Below are 17,147 nucleotides of genomic sequence, written 5' to 3'. Positions count from 1 at the left end.
TTCGCAAGGCTCAGCTGCTCGGCTGCTCGTGGAGCGTGTCCTCCACGTAGAGCTGCTCCAGCAGGACCTTGATCACCGCCATCAGCGGCAGCGCGAGGGCGATGCCCCACAGCCCGAAGATCACGCCGAGGATCAGCTGGCCGGCGAAGATCGTGGCCGGCGGGATGTCGAGCGCCCGCTTCTGGATGAACGGCGTCAGGCCGTAGCTCTCCAGGCACTGGACCGCGAGATAGACGCCGATCGCGCCGATCACCGCCTTCGTGCCCGAGGCCAGCGCGGCCAGGATGATGACGAGGCCCGCCACGAGCGGCCCGACCGTGGGCACGAAGGCGAGCAGGCCGGCCTGCAGGCCGAGGATCAGCGCCCCGCCGAGGCCCAGGAACGCGAGGCCGGCCCAGGTGCACAGGAAGATCACCGCCATGATGATCAGCTGGCCGAACAGCCAGTGGCGGAGGGTCTCGCCGGCCCCGTCGAGGACCTGGCTGGCCCGCCAGCGCTTCGCCGGCGGCACGAACCGGACCACCCCGTCCCGGTAGGCCTTCGGGTCGGCCGCGAAGGCAAGCCCCAGGAAGGCGATCACCAGCACGTTGCCGAGGGCGTCGAACAGGCCCAGGATCACGGCCGCGGCCGGCCCGAGGACGCTGCCGGCATCCGACACGACGGAGCTCCCGCCCTTGAGCAGGCCCGAGGCGAGGCCCGCGAGACCGCCCTCCCGCTGGCCCGAATCCGTCGACCCGTCCTTCGACCCGCCCTGCGGCGCGAGGCTCGGCACGTCGATGCCGCGCTCGGACAGCCAGGCCGACACCGTGGTCGCCTGGTCCTTGATCGTGGTGCCGAGGTCGCGCCCCTGCTGCACGATGGTGGCGCCGCCGTAGCTGCCGAATCCGACCACCGCGATCGCGACCGCGAGGCTGACGACGGACAAGCGCAGGGCCCGCGGCAGGGGCAGGATCCGGCCGAGCCCGCGGGTCAGGCCGTCGAGGAACACGCCGAGGAGCACCCCCGCGAAGATCAGGAGGAGCGTGCCCGCCGACATCCAGGCGAGGGCCATCGCCGCCACGAAGCACACCACGGCGATGCCGGAGGCGGCCAGCGGCGCCGCTCCGCGCCAGGGTCCAACGGGACCGTCCAGTTCCTGAAGGCTGCTGTCCGACATCGTCGCTCCTAAACCGCGGGTTCACGAACGCCGCGGGCCCGCGGGGGTCAAGTGCGGGCGCGCGGGTTCCCGGTGTGAAGCGCCCGTCGGCGGCGGCTCGGGTCCGGCCCTCGGCCGCGGTGGCCTCAGTCCCAGCGGCCGGCCGCGGCCTCGTCCTGGGCCGTCGCGTCGACCCAACCACCGGTCGTACCGTCGGCGAGGTGCTCCCGCTTCCAGAAGGGGGCGCGGGTCTTGAGATAGTCCATCAGGAAGTCCGCGGCCTCGAAGGCCGCGACCCGGTGGCTGGCGGCGGTGACCACCAGCACGATGCCGTCGCCCGGGCGGACCAGGCCGTGCCGGTGGATCACCCGCAGGGCCTGGAGCGGCCAGCGGGCCATCGCCTGGTCGGCGACCCGCCGGATCTCGGCATCGGCCATGCCGGGATAGTGCTCCAGCTCCAGGGCTGTCAGCCGGCCGCCCTCGTCGCGGCACAGGCCGGTGAAGGTCACGATCGCGCCGGCCCGCCCCCCCAGCGCGGCGCTCAGGCCGGCGATCTCGGCCGCGGTGTCGAAGGGCTCGGCCTGGATGCCGACGCTCGGGACGGGGGCGCTCATGGCCCGATCCATAGGAGCCCGCGGCGTCGCGGGCCAGCCCCGTCCCTGTCACACCGGGCCCCGCCTCTATATGAGACGGTCCGTCGCGCCCTGCCGGCCCGGCGCGCGGCCCGCCATCGTCCGGATGTCCCCGCGTGCTCCGGACGGCGCCGGAGAAGGATGCCCGCGTGACCCCCGACCTGATCCTGCCCTACGACGGCGTGCAGCCGGACTTCGCCAGCCGCCCCGTCTGGTGCGGCCGCGGCAGCACGGTGATCGGCGCCGCCCGGATCGGCGCGCAGGCCTGGATCGGCGACGAGGCGGTGATTCGCGCGGACGGGCAGGCGGTCACACTCGGCGACCGCTTCTGGCTCGGTCCCCGCTCGACGGTGCACATCGCCACCGCGACGCACGGCACCCGGTGCGGCGACCGGGTCACCGTCGGGCGCAACAGCGTGGTCCACGCCTGCACGCTCGGCTCCGACGTCGTCGTCGAGGACGACGTGGTGATCCTCGACGGCGCCGACATCGGCGACGGCGCGGTGATCGAGGCCGGCGCGACCGTCTTTCCGCGCTCCACGCTGCCCGGCGGCTTCGCCTACGCGGGCAGCCCGGCCAGGCCCAGCCGCGCGATCGGATCCGACGAGGTCGCCGAGCGCGCCGAGCGGTTGCGCGAGCGGATGGGCGACGGGCCGGCGCTTCCGCCGGGGGACGCGCCGGACGTCGAGGACAGCGTCTTCGTGGCGCGCACCGCCCGCCTGCGCGGGCGGGTGAGCCTCGGCGCCGGCGCGAGCGTGCTGTTCTGCTGCGACCTCAACGCGGAAGTCGGACCGATCGTGGTCGGCGCGGACACCAACATCCAAGACAACACGGTCGTCCGCACCCGGGCAGACGGGGTGGTGATCGGGCGCGATACCACCATCGCCCACAATGTCCGGATCGCCGATTGCCGGATCGGCGCGCGGGCGCTGATCGGCATCGGCGCCGCGATCGCCTCTGGGACCCTCATCGCCGACGATGTCATGCTGGCGGCCGGGGCCACCACCGATCCCGGGCAGATCCTGGAGGCCGGCTACCTCTGGGGCGGCCGTCCCGCCCGCATCCTGGCGCCCCTCGACGCCGAGAAGCGCGCCATGATGATCCGCATCGTCGAGGGCTACTGCCGGCACGGCCGGGAATACCGGGCCGCGCAGGAGTCGCTGGCCTGACGGTCCGCCGTCAGTGCTGCAGGATCTTCGACAGGAAGGTCTGCGCCCGCTCGGAGCGGGGGCTGCCGAAGAACTCGTCCTTCCGGGCGTCCTCGACGATCTCGCCGCGATCCATGAAGATCACCCGGTCGGCGACCTTGCGGGCGAAGCCCATCTCGTGGGTCACGACCATCATGGTCATGCCCTCCTTGGCGAGTTCCACCATCACGTCGAGCACCTCGCCGACCATCTCGGGGTCCAGCGCCGAGGTCGGCTCGTCGAACAGCATCACCACGGGGTTCATGGCGAGCGCCCGCGCGATGGCGACGCGCTGCTGCTGACCGCCCGAGAGCTGGCCCGGGAACTTGTTCGCGTGGGCGCCGAGACCGACGCGGGCGAGCAGGTCGAGGCCGCGCTTCTTCGCGTCCTCACCGCTGCGGCCGAGCACCTTGCGCTGGGCGATGGTGAGGTTGTCGGTGATCGACAGGTGCGGGAACAGCTCGAAATGCTGGAACACCATGCCGACCCGCGAGCGGAGCTTCGGCAGGTTGGTCCCCTTATCGGCGACCTTGGTGCCGGCCACCGTGATCTGGCCCTTCTGGAAGGGCTCCAGGGCATTCACGCACTTGATCAGGGTCGACTTGCCCGAGCCCGAGGGACCGCAGACGACCACGACCTCGCCCTTGGCGACCTGGGTGCTGCAGTTCGTCAGCACCTGGAAGTCGCCGTACCATTTGCTGATGTTGTCGATGGCGATCATCGTCTCGCCGGGCGCCACGACGGGCGCGCCGGAGATCAGGTTGCCGGACTGCAGGCCGGCATCCTTCGGCGCGTGGCTGGCATCGGCGACGGGTTCGGCGGCGGTGGGGGCCGGCATCGGGGACGAGGTCATGACACGGTCTCCAGTGTCGGTCAGCGGATGATGGCCACGCGGCGCTGCAGGCGGCGCACGAGGTACGAGGCCGAGAAGCAGATCGCAAAATAGACCACCGCGGCGAAGACATACATCTCGACCAGACGGCCGTCGCGCTGGGCGATCTTCGAGGCGGCGCCCATGAAGTCGGTGAGCGAGAGCACGTAGACCAGCGACGTGTCCTGGAAGAGGATGATGGTCTGCGTCAGCAGCAGCGGCAGCATGTTGCGGAAGGCCTGGGGCAGGATCACGTTGCCCATGGTCTGCCAGTAGTTCATCCCGAGAGCCTGGGCGGCGGCCGTCTGACCCTTCGGGATCGACTGGATGCCGGCGCGCATGATCTCCGAGAAGTAGGCCGCCTCGAAGGCCATGAAGGTGATCAGGGCAGACGGGAATGCGCCGACCTGGATCGGCGTCGACGAACCGGTCAGGTAGGCGCCGATATACGGCACCAGGAAGTAGAACCAGAAGATCACCAGAACCAGCGGCAGCGAGCGGCAGAGCTCGACGTAGCCCTTGGCCACGTGCCACAGGCCGGGAATGCCCGAGAGCCGCGCCATCGCCAGGAGCGTGCCGATGATCACGCCGCCGACGGCCGCCATGGCGGTGAGCGTCACGGTGAAGACCATGCCCTGACCGAACAGGTAGGGCAGGGACGAGACGATGACGGAGAAGTCGAAATTCGAGAGCATCGGGGCCTGTTACCGGTGGCCGTCGGGCGGGGTGGCGGAGCGGAAGCGGGCGGCCCTCAGCGCTGGCCGGGGATGGCGACCGCCTTCTCCAGGAAGGTCGCCGCCGTGACGACCACGAGGTTGATGATCACGTAGAGGATCGTCGCGGCCGTGAACGCCTCGAACACCTGGAACGAGAATTCCTGCATCGAGCGGGCCCGGGCGGTCAGCTCCAGCAGGCCGATGGTCAGCGCCACCGACGTGTTCTTGAGATTGTTGAGGAATTCCGAGGTCATCGGCGGCAGGATGATCCGGTAGGCGTTGGGCAGCAGCACGTAGCGGTAGGTCTGATAGGTGGTGAAGCCCATGGCGGTGCCGGCCATGCGCTGGCCCCGCGGCAGCGACTGGATGCCGGCGCGGACCTGCTCGGCCACGCGGGACGCGGTGAAGAAGCCCAGGCAGACCACCGCCGTGTAGAACGGCGCGTCCGGCAACTGCTTGATCGCGTCGCCGATCCGGGTCGGCACCACTTCGGGCAGCACGAAGTACCAGAGGAACATCTGGACCAGCAGCGGGACGTTGCGGAACAGCTCGACATAGGCCGTGCCGATCGCGTTCGCGGGCTTCGACGGCAGGGTACGCAGCACGCCGACCAGGGAGCCCAGGAAGAAGGCGATCACCCAGGAGCAGAGCGCGGTCGTGATCGTCCACATGAGCCCCGAGAGCAGCATGTCGAGATACGTGCCGTTGCCCTCCGGCGAGGCGTCGAAGAAGATCCGCCAGTTCCAGTTGTAGTTCATCGCGCCGCTTCTACTGTGAACTTATAGAGACGCACCGCGGGCCGGAGCCCGCGGTGCGCATCTTGGCATGAAACCGTACCGAACGGATCTCAGTAGGCCGCCGGATCGGGGCTCGAGATCGGGGTCGTGAACTGCTTCTTCATTTCCGCGCTCATCGGCAGGTTGAGGTTGATGTTGCGCGGCGGGATCGGCTGGGTGAACCACTTGTCGTAGAGGGCCTTGCCCTCGGGGCTCGTGTAGAGCTTGGCGGTGGCGTCGTCCGCGACCTTCTTGAACTCCGTGTCGTCCTTGCGGAGCATGATGCCGTAGGGCTCGGGCTTCGACAGGGCTTCGGTGGAGATCTCGTAGGCGGACGGATCCTTCGACGAGGCGGCGAGCGAGGCGAGCAGCACGTCGTCCATGACGAAGGCGGCGGCGCGGCCGGTCTCGACCATCAGGAACGCCTCGGCGTGGTCCTTGGCCGGCAGGATCGTCAGGCCGAGCTTGCGCTCCGTGTTGGCCTCGTTGATCTGCTTGATGTTCGTGGTGCCCGAGGTCGACACGACGGTCTTGCCCTTCAGGTCCTCGATCGTGTGCAGGTTGGCCGACTTCTTCGCGACGTAGCGGGTCGCGGTCAGGAAGTGCGAGTTGGTGAACCACACCTGCTTCTCGCGCTCGGCGTTGTTGGTGGTCGAGCCGCACTCGAGGTCGATCGTGCCGTTCGCCATCAGCGGGATGCGGGTGGCGGAGGTGACCGGGTTCAGCTTCACCTCGAGATTCGGGAGGTTGAGCTTGGCCTTCACGGCGTCGGCGATCTTGTAGCAGATGTCCATCGCGTAACCGATCGGCTTCTGATCGGCGCCGAGATACGAGAACGGCACGGAGGCGTCGCGGTAGCCGATGACGATGGCGTTGGCGTCCTTCACCTTCTTGAGGGTGCCGGTCAGCTCCTGCGCCCTGAGGCTCATCGGAGCGAGGGCGAGGGTCAGGCCCAGCGCCGCGGCGACGCCGCGGCGAGCGATATCAGACTGCATCGGTACGGAACTCCTGGATCGGGCCGAATGACATCGGCCGGCGGCGGGGTACGCGGGCCCGCCCGCTCGGGCGACGCCTTTGCAATGATGGTGCCGGGAGAAGGGTCGAAGCGCCGCGCGAGCCTGCGGCTGAGTACGGACAAGTTGCAGCCAAGCTCGTGCGCACGTCCTCAGACGCGGTCCCTGCCGTCCTCATGGCCTCCTCCCGGGCGCTGAGCCGGCCTCACGCTCGCGCCGGCGGCATCATGCACACTTCTTAGGCGTACGCACGCGGTGTGGAGGACGGATCCGCCCGGAAGGCTGACGAATCCACGGCATAGAAAACGACGGCGCCGCCCCCCGCGGTATCGGGAGGCGGCGCCGGACTGGAAACCCGGTCTGTGACCGCGGCTTACTTCGTCAGCTCATTGCCGCTGTAGTCGATCTTGCCGTCCGGCCCCTTCTTCCACTCGTACATGACGTAGTCGGGCCGGGTGATGTCGCCCTTCTTGTCGTAGGCGATCGGGCCGACCACGGTGTCCACCGCCTTGCCCTGGTGCAGCCAGTCCGCGAGCTTCTTGCCGTCGCTGGAGCCGGTCTCCGCCATCGCCTTGGCCAGGACCTGCACGGCCGCGTACGAGTAGAGCGTGTAGCCCTCGGGATCGATGTTCTTGGCCTTGAACGCGGCGAGCGCCGCCTTGGCGTTCGGGTTCTTGCGGGCGTCCGGCGGGAAGGTGGTCAGCGTGCCCTCGGCCGCGGGACCGGCGATCGCCACGAGTTCGCGGTCGACCATGCCGTCACCGCCCATCATCGGCGCCTTCAGGCCCTGATCGCGCATCTGGCGCAGGATCAGCCCGGCCTCGGTGTAGTAGCCACCGAAATAGACGACGTCGACGTTGGCGGACTTCAGCTTGGAGACGAGCGCCGAGTAGTCCTTCTCGCCCGGGTTGATGCCCTCGAACATGACCTCCTTGCCGCCCTTGGCCTTGAAGGCCTTCAGCGTCTCGTCGGCCAGGCCCTTGCCGTAGGGGGTCTTGTCGTGGACGAAGGCGACCTTCTTGCCCTTGAAGTGATCGGCCAGGTAGTTGCCGGCCACCGCGCCCTGCTGGTCGTCGCGACCGCAGGTGCGGAACGTGTTCCACATGCCGCGCTCGGTGAACTTCACGTTCGTGGAGGCCGGCGTGACCTGGATGATGCCGGCGTCGAGGTAGACGTCGGAGGCCGGGATCGACACGCCGGAATTGTAGTCGCCGACAACCATCTTCACGCCGTCGCTGGCGAACTTGTTGGCCACCGAGACGCCCTGCTTCGGGTCGGAGGCGTCGTCGCCGACCGTCACGGTCAGCGTCGTGCCCTTCAGGGTGCCGGCCTTGTTGAGGTCCTCGACCGCCTGGCTCGCGCCGTTCTTGAGCTGCGCGCCGATGGCGGCGCTGTTGCCGGTGATCGGCGCGGCGACGCCGAGCTTGACCTCGGCGGCCTGCGCGGCCGCCACCATGGCGCCGAGGGCGAGCCCGGCCAGCAGAATCGATCTCATCGCGTACTTCCCCTAACTGTCAGGACCGCACGTGCGGATCCGGCCGCACTCATCGGACCTCGCCGGCCGCGGGCGCCCGTGCGCGCCATGTCAGCGGTGAGGTCTTCTCGTAGAGCCAGCGGTACTGGCTCGTCATCTGGCGCGTCCGCGTGTAGCGGAAGCCCGCCGCGCCGATGATCATGACGACGACCGCGTCGACCGCATAGTAGTGCAGCGACAGCAGAGTGCCCGAAAACAGGGCGTAGTGGATGAAGCGCACGGCGGCCGCCACCAGGAGCAGCGCCAGGGCGCAGTGCCAGAACGGCCGCCAGCCCCGGGCGATGCCGCGGGCCGCCATCCAGCCGGCCCAGCCGCCCATCACCACGGTCACGAGCAGGAACAGCCAGGCCGACGGCTCCTCGTACAGGATCCCCTGCAGCATGCTCACGCCCCCACCGGGCCGCTATGGCCCCCTTCCAGATAGGCGGCCTGGACGTTCGGATCGTCGAGCAGCGCCCGACCCGTCCCGCTCATCGTGACCCGACCGTTGACCAGCACGTAGCCGCGATGGGCGAGCTTCAGGGCGTGGTAGGCGTTCTGCTCGACGAGGAAGATCGTCATGCCGTCGGTCCGGTTCAGCTCCCGGATCGCGTCGAAGATGCCCTTCACGACGAGCGGCGCGAGGCCGAGGGACGGCTCGTCGAGGAGCAGCAGGCGCGGGCGGCTCATCAGCGCCCGGGCGATGGCCAGCATCTGCTGCTCGCCCCCCGACATGGTGCCGGCGCGCTGGTTCAGACGCTCCTTCACCCGCGGGAACAGGGTGCAGACCTTCTCCAGATCCTCGGCGAAGAAGCGCCCGTCATGGAGCGCGGCGCCCATCTGGAGGTTCTCGTAGACGGTCATGCGCGGGAAAACCCGGCGGCCCTCCGGCGACTGCGCGATGCCGAGCCGGGCGATGGCGTGGGTCGGCATCCGGGTTATGTCGCGGCCGTCGTAGGTGATCGTCCCCGAGCGCGCCTGGGGGCTGCCGAAGATCGTCATCATCAGGGTCGACTTGCCGGCACCGTTGGCGCCGATCAGCGTGACGATCTCGCCCTCGGCCACGTCGAGATCGACGCCCCGCAGGGCGGCGACGCTGCCGTAATAGGTCGAGACGTCGCGCACCGCGAGGAGCGGCGGCTTCTTCCCCGCCTGGATCGCCCGGGTCTCCTCGACCAGGACATTGATGCCGGCGACGCTCATGCCGGTGCTCCCGTGTGCGCCGCGTCCCCGTGCGGCACGCTGATCCCGACCTCGGCCTCCACGGCCTCCACCTCCTCGTCCTCGACGCCGAGATAGGCGGCGATCACCTTCGGATCGGCCCGCACCTCGGCCGGGGAGCCGTCGGCGATCTTCACGCCGTAATCGAGGACGACCACGTGGTCGGAGATCTCCATCACCACCGACATGTCGTGCTCGATCAGCAGCACCGAGGTGTCGTGCGCGTCGCGAATGTGGCGCAGGAGCCCGTTCAGCTCCGCCGATTCCCGGGGATTGAGGCCGGCCGCCGGCTCGTCGAGGCAGAGCAGGACCGGGTCGGTGCACATCGCCCTGGCGATCTCCAGGCGCCGCTGCGCGCCGTAGGGCAGGGCGCCCGCCGGGTCATCCGCGCGCGCCATGAGGTCGATGCGCTCGAGCCAGGCCTTGGCCCGCTCGATCGCGGCGGCCTGCGCGTCCCGGTAGGTCTTGAGACCGAGAAGCCCGAGGATCGTGTAGCCCGAGGCCCGCATGAGCGGCGCGTGCTGCGCGACCAGCAGGTTCTCCAGGACGGTCATGCCCTGGAACAGGCGGATGTTCTGGAAGGTGCGGGCCACTCGCGCGGTTCGGTTCACCTTGTGGTTCGGAAGCCGCTCCAGCAGGTGCGTCGTGCCGTCGGCGTGCGCCAGCGTCAGCATGCCCTCGGTGGGCTTGTAGAAGCCGGTGATGCAGTTGAACACCGTGGTCTTGCCGGCCCCGTTCGGGCCGATCAAAGCGGTGATGTCGCCGCGGCGCGCCTCGAAGGACAGGTCGGAGACGGCGGTGAGGCCGCCGAACCGCATGGTCAGGTGCTCGACGGCCAGCACCGGCGGGGGGAGGGGTGACGTCGCCATCAGCCGTGCCCCTCGCTGACATGGGCGCCCGAGACCGCGCGCCGCTGGCCCAGCGAGACCGACGGCATGCGCTCCGAGATCAGGCCGCGCGGGCGCCAGACCATCATGGCGACCATGGCCAGCCCGAACAGGAGCAGGCGGTACTCGCTGGGGTCGAAGCCCTCGCCGAACACGGCCTTCAGGAAGCCGAGGTTGCGCAGCATCTCGGGGCCGCCGACCATCGCCACCGCGGCGATGGCGACGCCGACCTGGCTGCCCATGCCGCCGAGGACGACGATCGCCAGGATGATGGCGCTCTCCAGGAAGTTGAAGCTCTCCGGGCTGATGAAGCCCTGGCGCACCGCGAAGAACGAGCCCGCGAAGCCCCCGAAGGCCGCGCCCAACGCGAAGGCCGTGAGCTTCGTGGCGGTCGTGTCGATGCCCAGCGACCGGCAGGCGATCTCGTCCTCGCGCAGGGCCTCCCAGGCCCGCCCGATCGGCAGGCGGCGCAGGCGCAGGGTGACGAAGTTGGTGATCAGGGCGAGCGCCAGGATCAGGTAGTACAGGAACACGAGGCGGTGCATCGAATCGTACGGGATGCCGAAGGTCGCGGCGAACCCGCCCTCGCCCGCCGTGAACGGGATGCCGAAGAAGGTCGCCCGCGGGATCGACGAGATGCCGGCGCCGCCGCCGGTGACGTCGGTCCAGTTGATCAGGACGAGGCGGATGATCTCGCCGAAGGCCAGGGTGACGATGGCGAGGTAGTCGCCGCGCAGGCGCAGCACCGGGAAGCCGAGGATCATCCCCCACAGGCCGGCGAACAGGCCGGCCAGCGGCAGGCAGACCCAGAACGACAGGCCGAAGGTGGTCGAGAGCAGCGCGTAGGAATAGGCCCCGACCGCGTAGAACGCGACGTAGCCGAGGTCGAGCAGGCCGGCGAGGCCGACCACGATGTTCAGGCCCCAGCCGAGCATCACGTAGGTGAGGATCAGGATGCCGAGGTCGATCCAGTAGCGGGCCGAGGACAGGCCACCCGTCGCCAGGGCGGAGATCATCGGCAGGGTCAGCGCGACGAAGATGAACAGCCAGAGACCGACCTTCGAGGTCTTCTGACCGGCGTCGGGCTCGCCGTGCACGGCCTCGGTGGCCTGGGCCGGGGCGGGCGTCAGCGCCCGGCGCGCGTCGCGGCGCAGCAGCACGAGGCGCTGGACGAGGCGGAGCACGAAGATCGCCGCGCAGAGCGCCGCCACCAGCCCCCAGCGCGGCACGAGAACCAGCTCGGTCCCGGGCCCGGGATCGGTCCGGTAGGCGATGATCGGGACGCAGAGGCCGAAGGTGACGAGGGCGTAGAGGGCTGCATCGCGCAGGATGCCGGCCATCGCGGAGCCGGGGAGGGCAGTCTGCGAGGCGGCCATCAGACTTTCTCGACCTCGGGCCGGCCCAGGATGCCCGAGGGCATGAAGATCAGCACGATCGCCAGGATCGAGAAGGCGGCGACGTCCTTGTACTCGATGGAGAAGTAGGCCGACCAGAAGGTCTCGATCAGGCCGATGATCAGGCCGCCGAGCACCGCCCCGGGCAGGGAGCCGATACCGCCGAGGACCGCCGCCGTGAACGCCTTCACGCCGGGCACGAAGCCGTCCGAGAAGGACACCACGCCGTAGTACATGAGGTAGAGGACGCCCGCGACGGCCGCGAGGGCCGCGCCGAGCACGAAGGTCAGCGAGATCGTGCGGTCGACGTCGATCCCGAGCAGCGCCGCCATCTTGCGGTCCTGCTCGCAGGCGCGCTGCGCCCGGCCGAAGGGCGTGCGCTGCACGAGGTACCAGAAGCCGGTGAGCAGCACGGCGGTGACCGCCATGATCAGCACCTGCTTCCAGGCCAGGAACACCGCGTAGCCGTCCCGCTCGAACAGGGTGATGCCGCCCGACAGCATGGGCGGGGTCGGCTTGTTGCGCGCGCCCTGCACGACCTGCACGAAATTCGACAGGAAGATCGAGACGCCGATCGCCGAGATCAGCGGGGCGAGGCGGAACGAGCCGCGCAGCGGCCGGTAGGCCACCCGCTCGATCGCCCAGCCCCACAGGGCGGTCAGCACCATGGCGACCACCAGCACCACCAGGAAGGCCAGCGCGATGGAGCTGACCCCGAGCCAGACCGTCAGCAGCAGGAAGGTGATGAGCGCGATGAAGCAGGAGACCATGAAGACGTCGCCGTGGGCGAAGTTCACCATGCCGATGATGCCGAACACCATCGTGTAGCCGATCGCGATCAGGCCGTAGATCGAGCCGAGCGTCAGCCCGTTGATGAGCTGCTGTACGAAGACGTCCATGAACTCTCGCGCGCAGGTTGCTTGGGCCGCCTACGGAGAGCGCAGGCAGCTTGGCGGGGCAAGTCTCGTACCGCAGCCGTAGCACACCAGCCACAGGTTTCATCGCCGCCCGAGCGTCGCGTGAAAACAGTCGACCACGCCAGTAACGCCCCCTGCCCGGGCTTGCGTGTGGCGCAGTTCCTGCGACACGTTAACGAATTGAAATGCTCGATCATCCCGGGCGAGGCGAGGAGCAGTACCGATGGCAGGGTCGCGACTCACGACGATGATCTTCGTCGGCATGCTCCTCGGCATCGCCGTGGGCTACGCCTGCAGCATCACCTGGCCCGACCCGCAGACCGCCAAGGAGATCGCCGGCTACATCGCGCTGGTCTCCGACGTGTTCCTGCGTCTGATCAAGATGATCATCGCCCCGCTGGTGTTCTCGACGCTGGTGGTCGGGATCGCGCATCTCGGAGACACCGCCGCGGTCGGCCGGGTCGGCGGCAAGGCGCTGCTCTGGTTCGTCGGCGCCTCGTTCTGCTCGCTGATGCTGGGCTTGATCCTGGTCAACATCATGCAGCCCGGCGTGAACCTGAACCTGCCCCTGCCCGATGCCGGCGCCGGCACGGGCCTCAAGGCGGCCTCGCTCTCGCTCAAGGAATTCGTCACCCACCTCGTGCCGAAGAGCGCCGTCGAGGCGATGGCCAACAACGAGATCCTGCAGATCGTGGTCTTCTCGATCTTCTTCGGCGTCGGCCTCGCGGCGCTCGGCGAGAAGGGCCGGCTCCTCGCGCAGGGCATCGAGGGCGTCGCCGACGTGATGCTGAAGGTGACGGGTTACGTGATGATGTTCGCCCCCGTGGCGGTGTTCGCCGCCATCGCGGCGACGATCACCACGCAGGGCATCGGCGTGCTCGTGACCTACGGCAAGTTCCTGGTGGAATTCTACATCGGCCTCGCCGTGCTCTGGGCGCTGCTGATGGGCGTGGGCTTCCTGCTGCTCGGCGGCGGCGGCATCGTGCGGCTGTTCAACCTGATCAAGGAGCCCTTCGTGCTCGCCTTCTCGACGGCGTCGAGCGAGGCCGCCTACCCGAAGATGCTGACGAACCTGGAGAAGTTCGGGGTGCCGAACCGCATCACGTCGTTCGTGCTGCCGATGGGCTACTCGTTCAACCTCGACGGCTCGATGATGTACTGCACCTTCGCGGTGATGTTCATCGCGCAGGCCTACAACATCCCGCTGAGCTGGGGTCAGCAGCTCACGATGCTGCTCCTGTTGATGGTGACGTCGAAGGGCATGGCCGGCGTGCCGCGCGCCTCGCTGGTGGTGATCTCGGCGACGCTGTCGCACTTCAACATCCCGGAAGCGGGGCTGCTGCTGATCATCGGCATCGACCAGTTCCTCGACATGGGGCGCTCGGCCACCAACGTGCTGGGCAACAGCGTCGCCACCGTGGCGGTCGCCAAGTGGGAGGGCCAGCTCTCCACCACCGACCAGCGCCTCGACCATGTCGGCACGGTGGCCTCGCCGGCGGAGTAGGCGCGGGCGGCGGCTGCGCCGCCCGGCAGACTGAGGCGCGGATCGGTCCCGGCAGGAGAGCGCCAGGGATCTCGGTGCCGGCTGGAGGGCTCCTTCGAGGCCTCCGCCGCGCCCCGGCGCCTCGATAGGAGGGTGGGGGTGGGAGCGCCCGGGCGCTCTCGAACGCGGTGTGGCACATGCGGTGCGCCCTGGAGGGCGGGTGATGGCGCGGCTTTCCCTTGCGTTTCTGGTCCTGGCGCTGGCGGCGACGCCCGCCGCGGCCGTCGAGGTGCTCACCGGGACGCTCAGGAGCGTCGCCGAGCGCGGGGAGATCGTGCTCGGCTACCGGGAGAGCTCGGTGCCGTTCTCCTTCGTCGAGGGCAGACGGCCGGACGGCAGCCCCCGGGCGATCGGCTACGCCATCGACCTCTGCAACGAGATCGCCGACGATGTTCAGGCAGCGATCGGCCGGCCGGTGCGGGTCCGCTACGCGCCGGTCACCGCCGAGACGCGCATCGAGGCGGTGACCTCCGGCAAGATCGACCTCGAGTGCGGCTCGACCACCGCCAATGCCGAGCGCCGAAGGCAGGTCGCCTTCTCGCCGGTGGACTACATCAGCGCGACGCAGCTGCTGGTGAAGCGCGGCGCGGGCATTGCCTCCTACCGGGATCTCGGCGGGAAGACCGTGGTGGTGACAGCCGGCACCACCAACGAGAGGGCCGTGCGCGACCTGCTCGCCCGCCTGAAGATCGACGCGCAGGTGGTGACGGCCCCCGACCACGCCGCCTCCTACGCGATAGTCAAGGCCGGCAAGGCCGACGCCTTCGCCACCGACGACGTGCTGCTCTACGGCCTGATCGCCACGGACGCGCAGGACGGGGTGAACTACACGGTGCTGCCCGACAAGCTCTCCTACGAGCCCTACGGCATCATGTTCCGCAAGGACGACCCGGAGCTCGCCGGCATCGTGCAGCAGACCTTCACGCGGCTCGCCGAGTCCCGGGCGCTGCGCTGGACCTACGAGCGCTGGTTCCTCAAGCGCCTGCCCAACGGCGAGCGCCTCGACATCCCGATGTCGAACGACCTGCGGGTGAGCTTCCAGCTGATGGGCCTCGACGGCGGCGAGTGAGCGGCGCGGAGACGGGACGGCGCCTCGCTTTCGCCCAACCGGCACGCGAGGAAGACCCGGCCTGACCGCCTCCCTCCCGTCGCGAGCGTGCCACCGTCCATGCTGATCGCCGCGCCCTGCCCGAAACCGCTCGCCCTGGTACTGGCCGCCGCCCTCGGCTGCGCCGCCTCCGCGGCCTCCGCCCACCCGCACGTCTGGGTGACCGCCAAGGCGCAGCTCGTCTACGCCGACGGCAAGCTCGTCGGCGTCCGCGACACGTGGAGCTTCGATCCCGAGTACACGGCCTTCGTCACGCAGGGCCTCGACACCAACAAGGACGGCAAGCTCAGCCCGGAGGAACTCGCCGGGCTCGCCGCCGAGAACACCGCCAACCTCGCCGAGTTCGGCTACTTCACGAAGCTGAAGGTCGGCGGCAAGGAGCAGGCCTTCGCGGAGCCGAAGGAGCCGGCCGCGCACATGGACGACCGGGCGCTGGTCATGACCTTCCTGCTGCCCCTGAAGACTCCGGTCCAGCAGGGGCGGGGGGTCGCCGCGCTGGAGGTCTACGACCCGACCTACTTCGTCGCCTTCTCGTTCGCCGAGGGCGCCGACGCCGCGACCCTAGCCGGGGCGCCACAGGGCTGCGCCGCCACGGTCACCCGGCCGAAGACCGAGCAGCCGAAGACGGCCGATGCCGGGTCGCCGGGCATGACCGAGGCCTTCTTCGAGGCGCTCACCGCCGCCTCGACCTATGGGGTGCAGTTCGCCAGCCGGGTTCTCGTGGCATGTCCGTAGGCATCGGGATCGTCGCCCCCGCGGGGGCGGGGCGGCTGGGCCTGCGGCTCGGCCTCATGGCCCTGGCCATCGGGCTCGCCGCATTGCTGGCGGCCGCGATCGCGTGGCTCGTCGCGCCCGGCCTCGCGGCGCCGCCCCCGCGCTCGCCCTTCGGTATCGGCTTCCGCGAGGCCGCGCCGGCCGCCACGGGTCTCGGCGGCGTCATCCTGGCGCTGCAGGCGAGCTTCTCCCGCAGCCTCAACGCCGCGGTGAGCGCGCTGCGGGGCGGCGGCAGCTGGACCCCGCTGGTCGGCCTCGCCTTCGCGTACGGCGTGTTCCACGCCGCCGGTCCCGGCCACGGCAAGGCGGTGATCGCCGGCTACATCCTGGCGGGGGAGCGGGCGCTCCGGCGCGGTGCCGCGCTGAGCGTCTGCGCCGCTCTGCTCCAGGCCTGCGTGGCCGGGGCGATCGTCGGCCTCGGCACGCTGGTCCTCAACGCCACCGCGGCGAGCATCACCTGGGCCGGCACCCTGATCGAGACCGTGAGCTTCGCCCTCGTCGCCCTGATCGGGCTGGTCCTGACGTGGCGCAAGGCCGGTCGCCTCGCCAATCTCGGCGCGGGCTGCGGCCCGGGCTGCAACCACCTCCCGGGACCGCAGGCCCTCGACACCCTCGACACGTGGCGCGAGCGGGCCGGGGTGGTGCTGGCGGCGGGCACGCGCCCCTGCGCGGGGGCGGTGCTGGTCCTGGTCTTCGCGGTGTCGCAGGGCGTGCCCGGGGCGGGCGTGCTGGCGGTCCTGGCGATGGCCCTCGGCACCGCGCTGACCACGACCGCGCTGGCCTGCCTCGCGGTCTTCGCCAAGCGGATGGCGCTGCGCCTCGCGGGCGGTCGGGGGCAGGCCGGGCTGCTGGCGCTCGGCGGCCTCGAACTCGTCGCCGCCGCCTTCGTGCTGGTCCTGGGCGCCGCGATGCTCTCCGGCCTCGCGCCGGGCCTCGGCGGCTGAAGGGTCTCGCCTTCCGGGGCGCGGCGTGCCACGCTGCGCCACCGAGACGGAGAGCGCGCCGATGCATCCCGACTTCGCGACGATCCTGAACTGGCGCCTGCTCGCCGGATCGCATCCCTTCCCCGGGCCAGACGGCGGGACCTGCATCAACGAGGCCGCGATCGTCGCCGCGGGCCTGCCCTACCGGGCGATCCGCTCCAGCGCCGACTGCCCGCCCTGCTTCTCGCGGCCGGCCGCCGCCTACGCCCTCGGACTCAACGACGCCATGCCGGACGAGGCGCGGCCCCAGCTGATGGCCTTCGTCCTGCGCCTGTCGGGCAGCGCCGACACGGCGGAGATCGAGGCCGCCCGCACCCGGCAGCTCGCCCTGGAGAGCGTCCGCCGCATCCTGGCGCCGCTCTGCGCCGTCGCCGGCCTGGCGGCGGAAGCGGAGGCCTGCGCGGCCGCGCCGGACTGGCCCGCGGCCCTGGCCGCCGCGAACGCGGCCGCGTGGCGGGCCGGCGCCCGCGCAAGTCG

The 17,147-nt window shown here is 70.1% G+C and carries 17 protein-coding genes and 1 pseudogene; 6 read left to right on the top strand and 12 right to left on the bottom strand.

The features are described from left to right. Nucleotides 1-10: 10 nt before the first annotated feature. Together ACLBXO_RS12195 and ACLBXO_RS12190 are read right to left on the bottom strand one after the other, a co-directional pair. Complete coding sequence (locus ACLBXO_RS12195) at nt 11-1,156, bottom strand: AI-2E family transporter (RefSeq protein WP_331318472.1); 1,146 nt, start codon at nt 1,154-1,156, stop codon at nt 11-13. A gap of 125 nt (nt 1,157-1,281) precedes the next feature. Continuing rightward, the gene (locus tag ACLBXO_RS12190; protein WP_331318473.1) at nt 1,282-1,749 is read right to left on the bottom strand and encodes a molybdenum cofactor biosynthesis protein MoaE; all 468 of its coding nucleotides are present in this window, start codon (nt 1,747-1,749) and stop codon (nt 1,282-1,284) included. Nucleotides 1,750-1,916: 167 nt separating this feature from the next. Between ACLBXO_RS12190 and ACLBXO_RS12185 the strand changes: the two genes are divergently transcribed. Next, nucleotides 1,917-2,936 carry a gamma carbonic anhydrase family protein gene (locus tag ACLBXO_RS12185; protein ID WP_447685526.1) on the top strand — a complete coding sequence of 340 codons (1,020 nt, stop codon included), beginning with the start codon at nt 1,917-1,919 and terminating at the stop codon, nt 2,934-2,936. A 10-nt stretch (nt 2,937-2,946) separates the two neighbouring features. Here the strand turns inward: ACLBXO_RS12185 and ACLBXO_RS12180 are convergent, their stop codons facing one another. The 10 genes from ACLBXO_RS12180 to ACLBXO_RS12135 form a co-directional block, all read right to left on the bottom strand. Further along, nucleotides 2,947-3,675 (bottom strand): amino acid ABC transporter ATP-binding protein, encoded by a 729-nt coding sequence (locus ACLBXO_RS12180; RefSeq protein ID WP_331318672.1) that lies wholly within the window; start codon nt 3,673-3,675, stop codon nt 2,947-2,949. Between the two features lie 152 nt (nt 3,676-3,827). Then, the gene (locus tag ACLBXO_RS12175) at nt 3,828-4,520 is read right to left on the bottom strand and encodes an amino acid ABC transporter permease (RefSeq protein WP_331318474.1); all 693 of its coding nucleotides are present in this window, start codon (nt 4,518-4,520) and stop codon (nt 3,828-3,830) included. 56 nt (nt 4,521-4,576) lie between these two features. Next, nucleotides 4,577-5,299, bottom strand: coding sequence for an amino acid ABC transporter permease (locus tag ACLBXO_RS12170; protein ID WP_059409257.1), 723 nt, complete (start codon nt 5,297-5,299; stop codon nt 4,577-4,579). 89 nt (nt 5,300-5,388) lie between these two features. After that, a complete protein-coding gene (locus ACLBXO_RS12165) occupies nt 5,389-6,312 on the bottom strand; it encodes an amino acid ABC transporter substrate-binding protein (RefSeq protein WP_447685525.1) in 924 nt (307 codons plus the stop codon). Between the two features lie 391 nt (nt 6,313-6,703). Next, on the bottom strand, nt 6,704-7,825 hold the full coding sequence (locus ACLBXO_RS12160; protein WP_331318478.1) for a branched-chain amino acid ABC transporter substrate-binding protein: 1,122 nt from the start codon (nt 7,823-7,825) through the stop codon (nt 6,704-6,706). 49 nt (nt 7,826-7,874) lie between these two features. After that, nucleotides 7,875-8,243, bottom strand: coding sequence for a DUF6867 family protein (locus ACLBXO_RS12155; RefSeq protein ID WP_029360016.1), 369 nt, complete (start codon nt 8,241-8,243; stop codon nt 7,875-7,877). 5 nt (nt 8,244-8,248) lie between these two features. Next, nucleotides 8,249-9,046: an ABC transporter ATP-binding protein gene (locus tag ACLBXO_RS12150; protein WP_447685524.1), complete on the bottom strand. Its 798-nt coding sequence runs from the start codon at nt 9,044-9,046 to the stop codon at nt 8,249-8,251. After that, the gene (locus ACLBXO_RS12145) at nt 9,043-9,933 is read right to left on the bottom strand and encodes an ABC transporter ATP-binding protein (RefSeq protein ID WP_331318482.1); all 891 of its coding nucleotides are present in this window, start codon (nt 9,931-9,933) and stop codon (nt 9,043-9,045) included. The genes ACLBXO_RS12150 and ACLBXO_RS12145 overlap by 4 nt, the downstream gene beginning before the upstream one ends. Then, the gene (livM, locus tag ACLBXO_RS12140) at nt 9,933-11,327 is read right to left on the bottom strand and encodes a high-affinity branched-chain amino acid ABC transporter permease LivM (RefSeq protein ID WP_447685523.1); all 1,395 of its coding nucleotides are present in this window, start codon (nt 11,325-11,327) and stop codon (nt 9,933-9,935) included. Before livM ends, ACLBXO_RS12145 begins: the two co-directional genes overlap by 1 nt. Continuing rightward, the gene (locus ACLBXO_RS12135) at nt 11,327-12,244 is read right to left on the bottom strand and encodes a branched-chain amino acid ABC transporter permease (RefSeq protein ID WP_020094234.1); all 918 of its coding nucleotides are present in this window, start codon (nt 12,242-12,244) and stop codon (nt 11,327-11,329) included. Before ACLBXO_RS12135 ends, livM begins: the two co-directional genes overlap by 1 nt. A 241-nt stretch (nt 12,245-12,485) precedes the next feature. Here ACLBXO_RS12135 and ACLBXO_RS12130 point away from each other — a divergent pair, with 241 nt between their 5' ends. The 5 genes and pseudogenes from ACLBXO_RS12130 to ACLBXO_RS12110 all read left to right on the top strand — a co-directional run. Further along, nucleotides 12,486-13,766: a dicarboxylate/amino acid:cation symporter gene (locus tag ACLBXO_RS12130; RefSeq protein WP_331318485.1), complete on the top strand. Its 1,281-nt coding sequence runs from the start codon at nt 12,486-12,488 to the stop codon at nt 13,764-13,766. A 202-nt stretch (nt 13,767-13,968) separates the two neighbouring features. Continuing rightward, nucleotides 13,969-14,874 carry an amino acid ABC transporter substrate-binding protein gene (locus ACLBXO_RS12125; RefSeq protein WP_447685522.1) on the top strand — a complete coding sequence of 302 codons (906 nt, stop codon included), beginning with the start codon at nt 13,969-13,971 and terminating at the stop codon, nt 14,872-14,874. Between the two features lie 99 nt (nt 14,875-14,973). Further along, nucleotides 14,974-15,648: a DUF1007 family protein gene (locus ACLBXO_RS12120; protein WP_331318488.1), complete on the top strand. Its 675-nt coding sequence runs from the start codon at nt 14,974-14,976 to the stop codon at nt 15,646-15,648. Beyond that, the gene (locus tag ACLBXO_RS12115; protein ID WP_447685521.1) at nt 15,639-16,631 is read left to right on the top strand and encodes a nickel/cobalt transporter; all 993 of its coding nucleotides are present in this window, start codon (nt 15,639-15,641) and stop codon (nt 16,629-16,631) included. The genes ACLBXO_RS12120 and ACLBXO_RS12115 overlap by 10 nt, the downstream gene beginning before the upstream one ends. Nucleotides 16,632-16,692: 61 nt before the next feature. After that, nucleotides 16,693-17,147: pseudogene (locus ACLBXO_RS12110) on the top strand (hypothetical protein); the annotation flags it as partial.

The sequence above is a fragment of the Methylobacterium sp. C33D genome (assembly GCF_053345825.1).
The sequence above is the reverse complement of the archived record's forward strand: the minus strand, read 5'-3'. Positions and strand labels throughout refer to the sequence as shown.

Coding starts and splice junctions, on each gene's coding strand:
- ACLBXO_RS12195 (WP_331318472.1), bottom strand. CDS start 1,156: ATGTCGGACAGCAGCCTTCAGGAACTGGACGGTCCCGTTGGACCCTGG.
- ACLBXO_RS12130 (WP_331318485.1), top strand. CDS start 12,486: ATGGCAGGGTCGCGACTCACGACGATGATCTTCGTCGGCATGCTCCTC.
- ACLBXO_RS12145 (WP_331318482.1), bottom strand. CDS start 9,933: ATGGCGACGTCACCCCTCCCCCCGCCGGTGCTGGCCGTCGAGCACCTG.
- livM (WP_447685523.1), bottom strand. CDS start 11,327: ATGGCCGCCTCGCAGACTGCCCTCCCCGGCTCCGCGATGGCCGGCATC.
- ACLBXO_RS12160 (WP_331318478.1), bottom strand. CDS start 7,825: ATGAGATCGATTCTGCTGGCCGGGCTCGCCCTCGGCGCCATGGTGGCG.
- ACLBXO_RS12175 (WP_331318474.1), bottom strand. CDS start 4,520: ATGCTCTCGAATTTCGACTTCTCCGTCATCGTCTCGTCCCTGCCCTAC.
- ACLBXO_RS12135 (WP_020094234.1), bottom strand. CDS start 12,244: ATGGACGTCTTCGTACAGCAGCTCATCAACGGGCTGACGCTCGGCTCG.
- ACLBXO_RS12170 (WP_059409257.1), bottom strand. CDS start 5,299: ATGAACTACAACTGGAACTGGCGGATCTTCTTCGACGCCTCGCCGGAG.
- ACLBXO_RS12150 (WP_447685524.1), bottom strand. CDS start 9,046: ATGAGCGTCGCCGGCATCAATGTCCTGGTCGAGGAGACCCGGGCGATC.
- ACLBXO_RS12190 (WP_331318473.1), bottom strand. CDS start 1,749: ATGAGCGCCCCCGTCCCGAGCGTCGGCATCCAGGCCGAGCCCTTCGAC.
- ACLBXO_RS12120 (WP_331318488.1), top strand. CDS start 14,974: ATGCTGATCGCCGCGCCCTGCCCGAAACCGCTCGCCCTGGTACTGGCC.
- ACLBXO_RS12115 (WP_447685521.1), top strand. CDS start 15,639: ATGTCCGTAGGCATCGGGATCGTCGCCCCCGCGGGGGCGGGGCGGCTG.
- ACLBXO_RS12165 (WP_447685525.1), bottom strand. CDS start 6,312: ATGCAGTCTGATATCGCTCGCCGCGGCGTCGCCGCGGCGCTGGGCCTG.
- ACLBXO_RS12180 (WP_331318672.1), bottom strand. CDS start 3,675: ATGATCGCCATCGACAACATCAGCAAATGGTACGGCGACTTCCAGGTG.
- ACLBXO_RS12125 (WP_447685522.1), top strand. CDS start 13,969: ATGGCGCGGCTTTCCCTTGCGTTTCTGGTCCTGGCGCTGGCGGCGACG.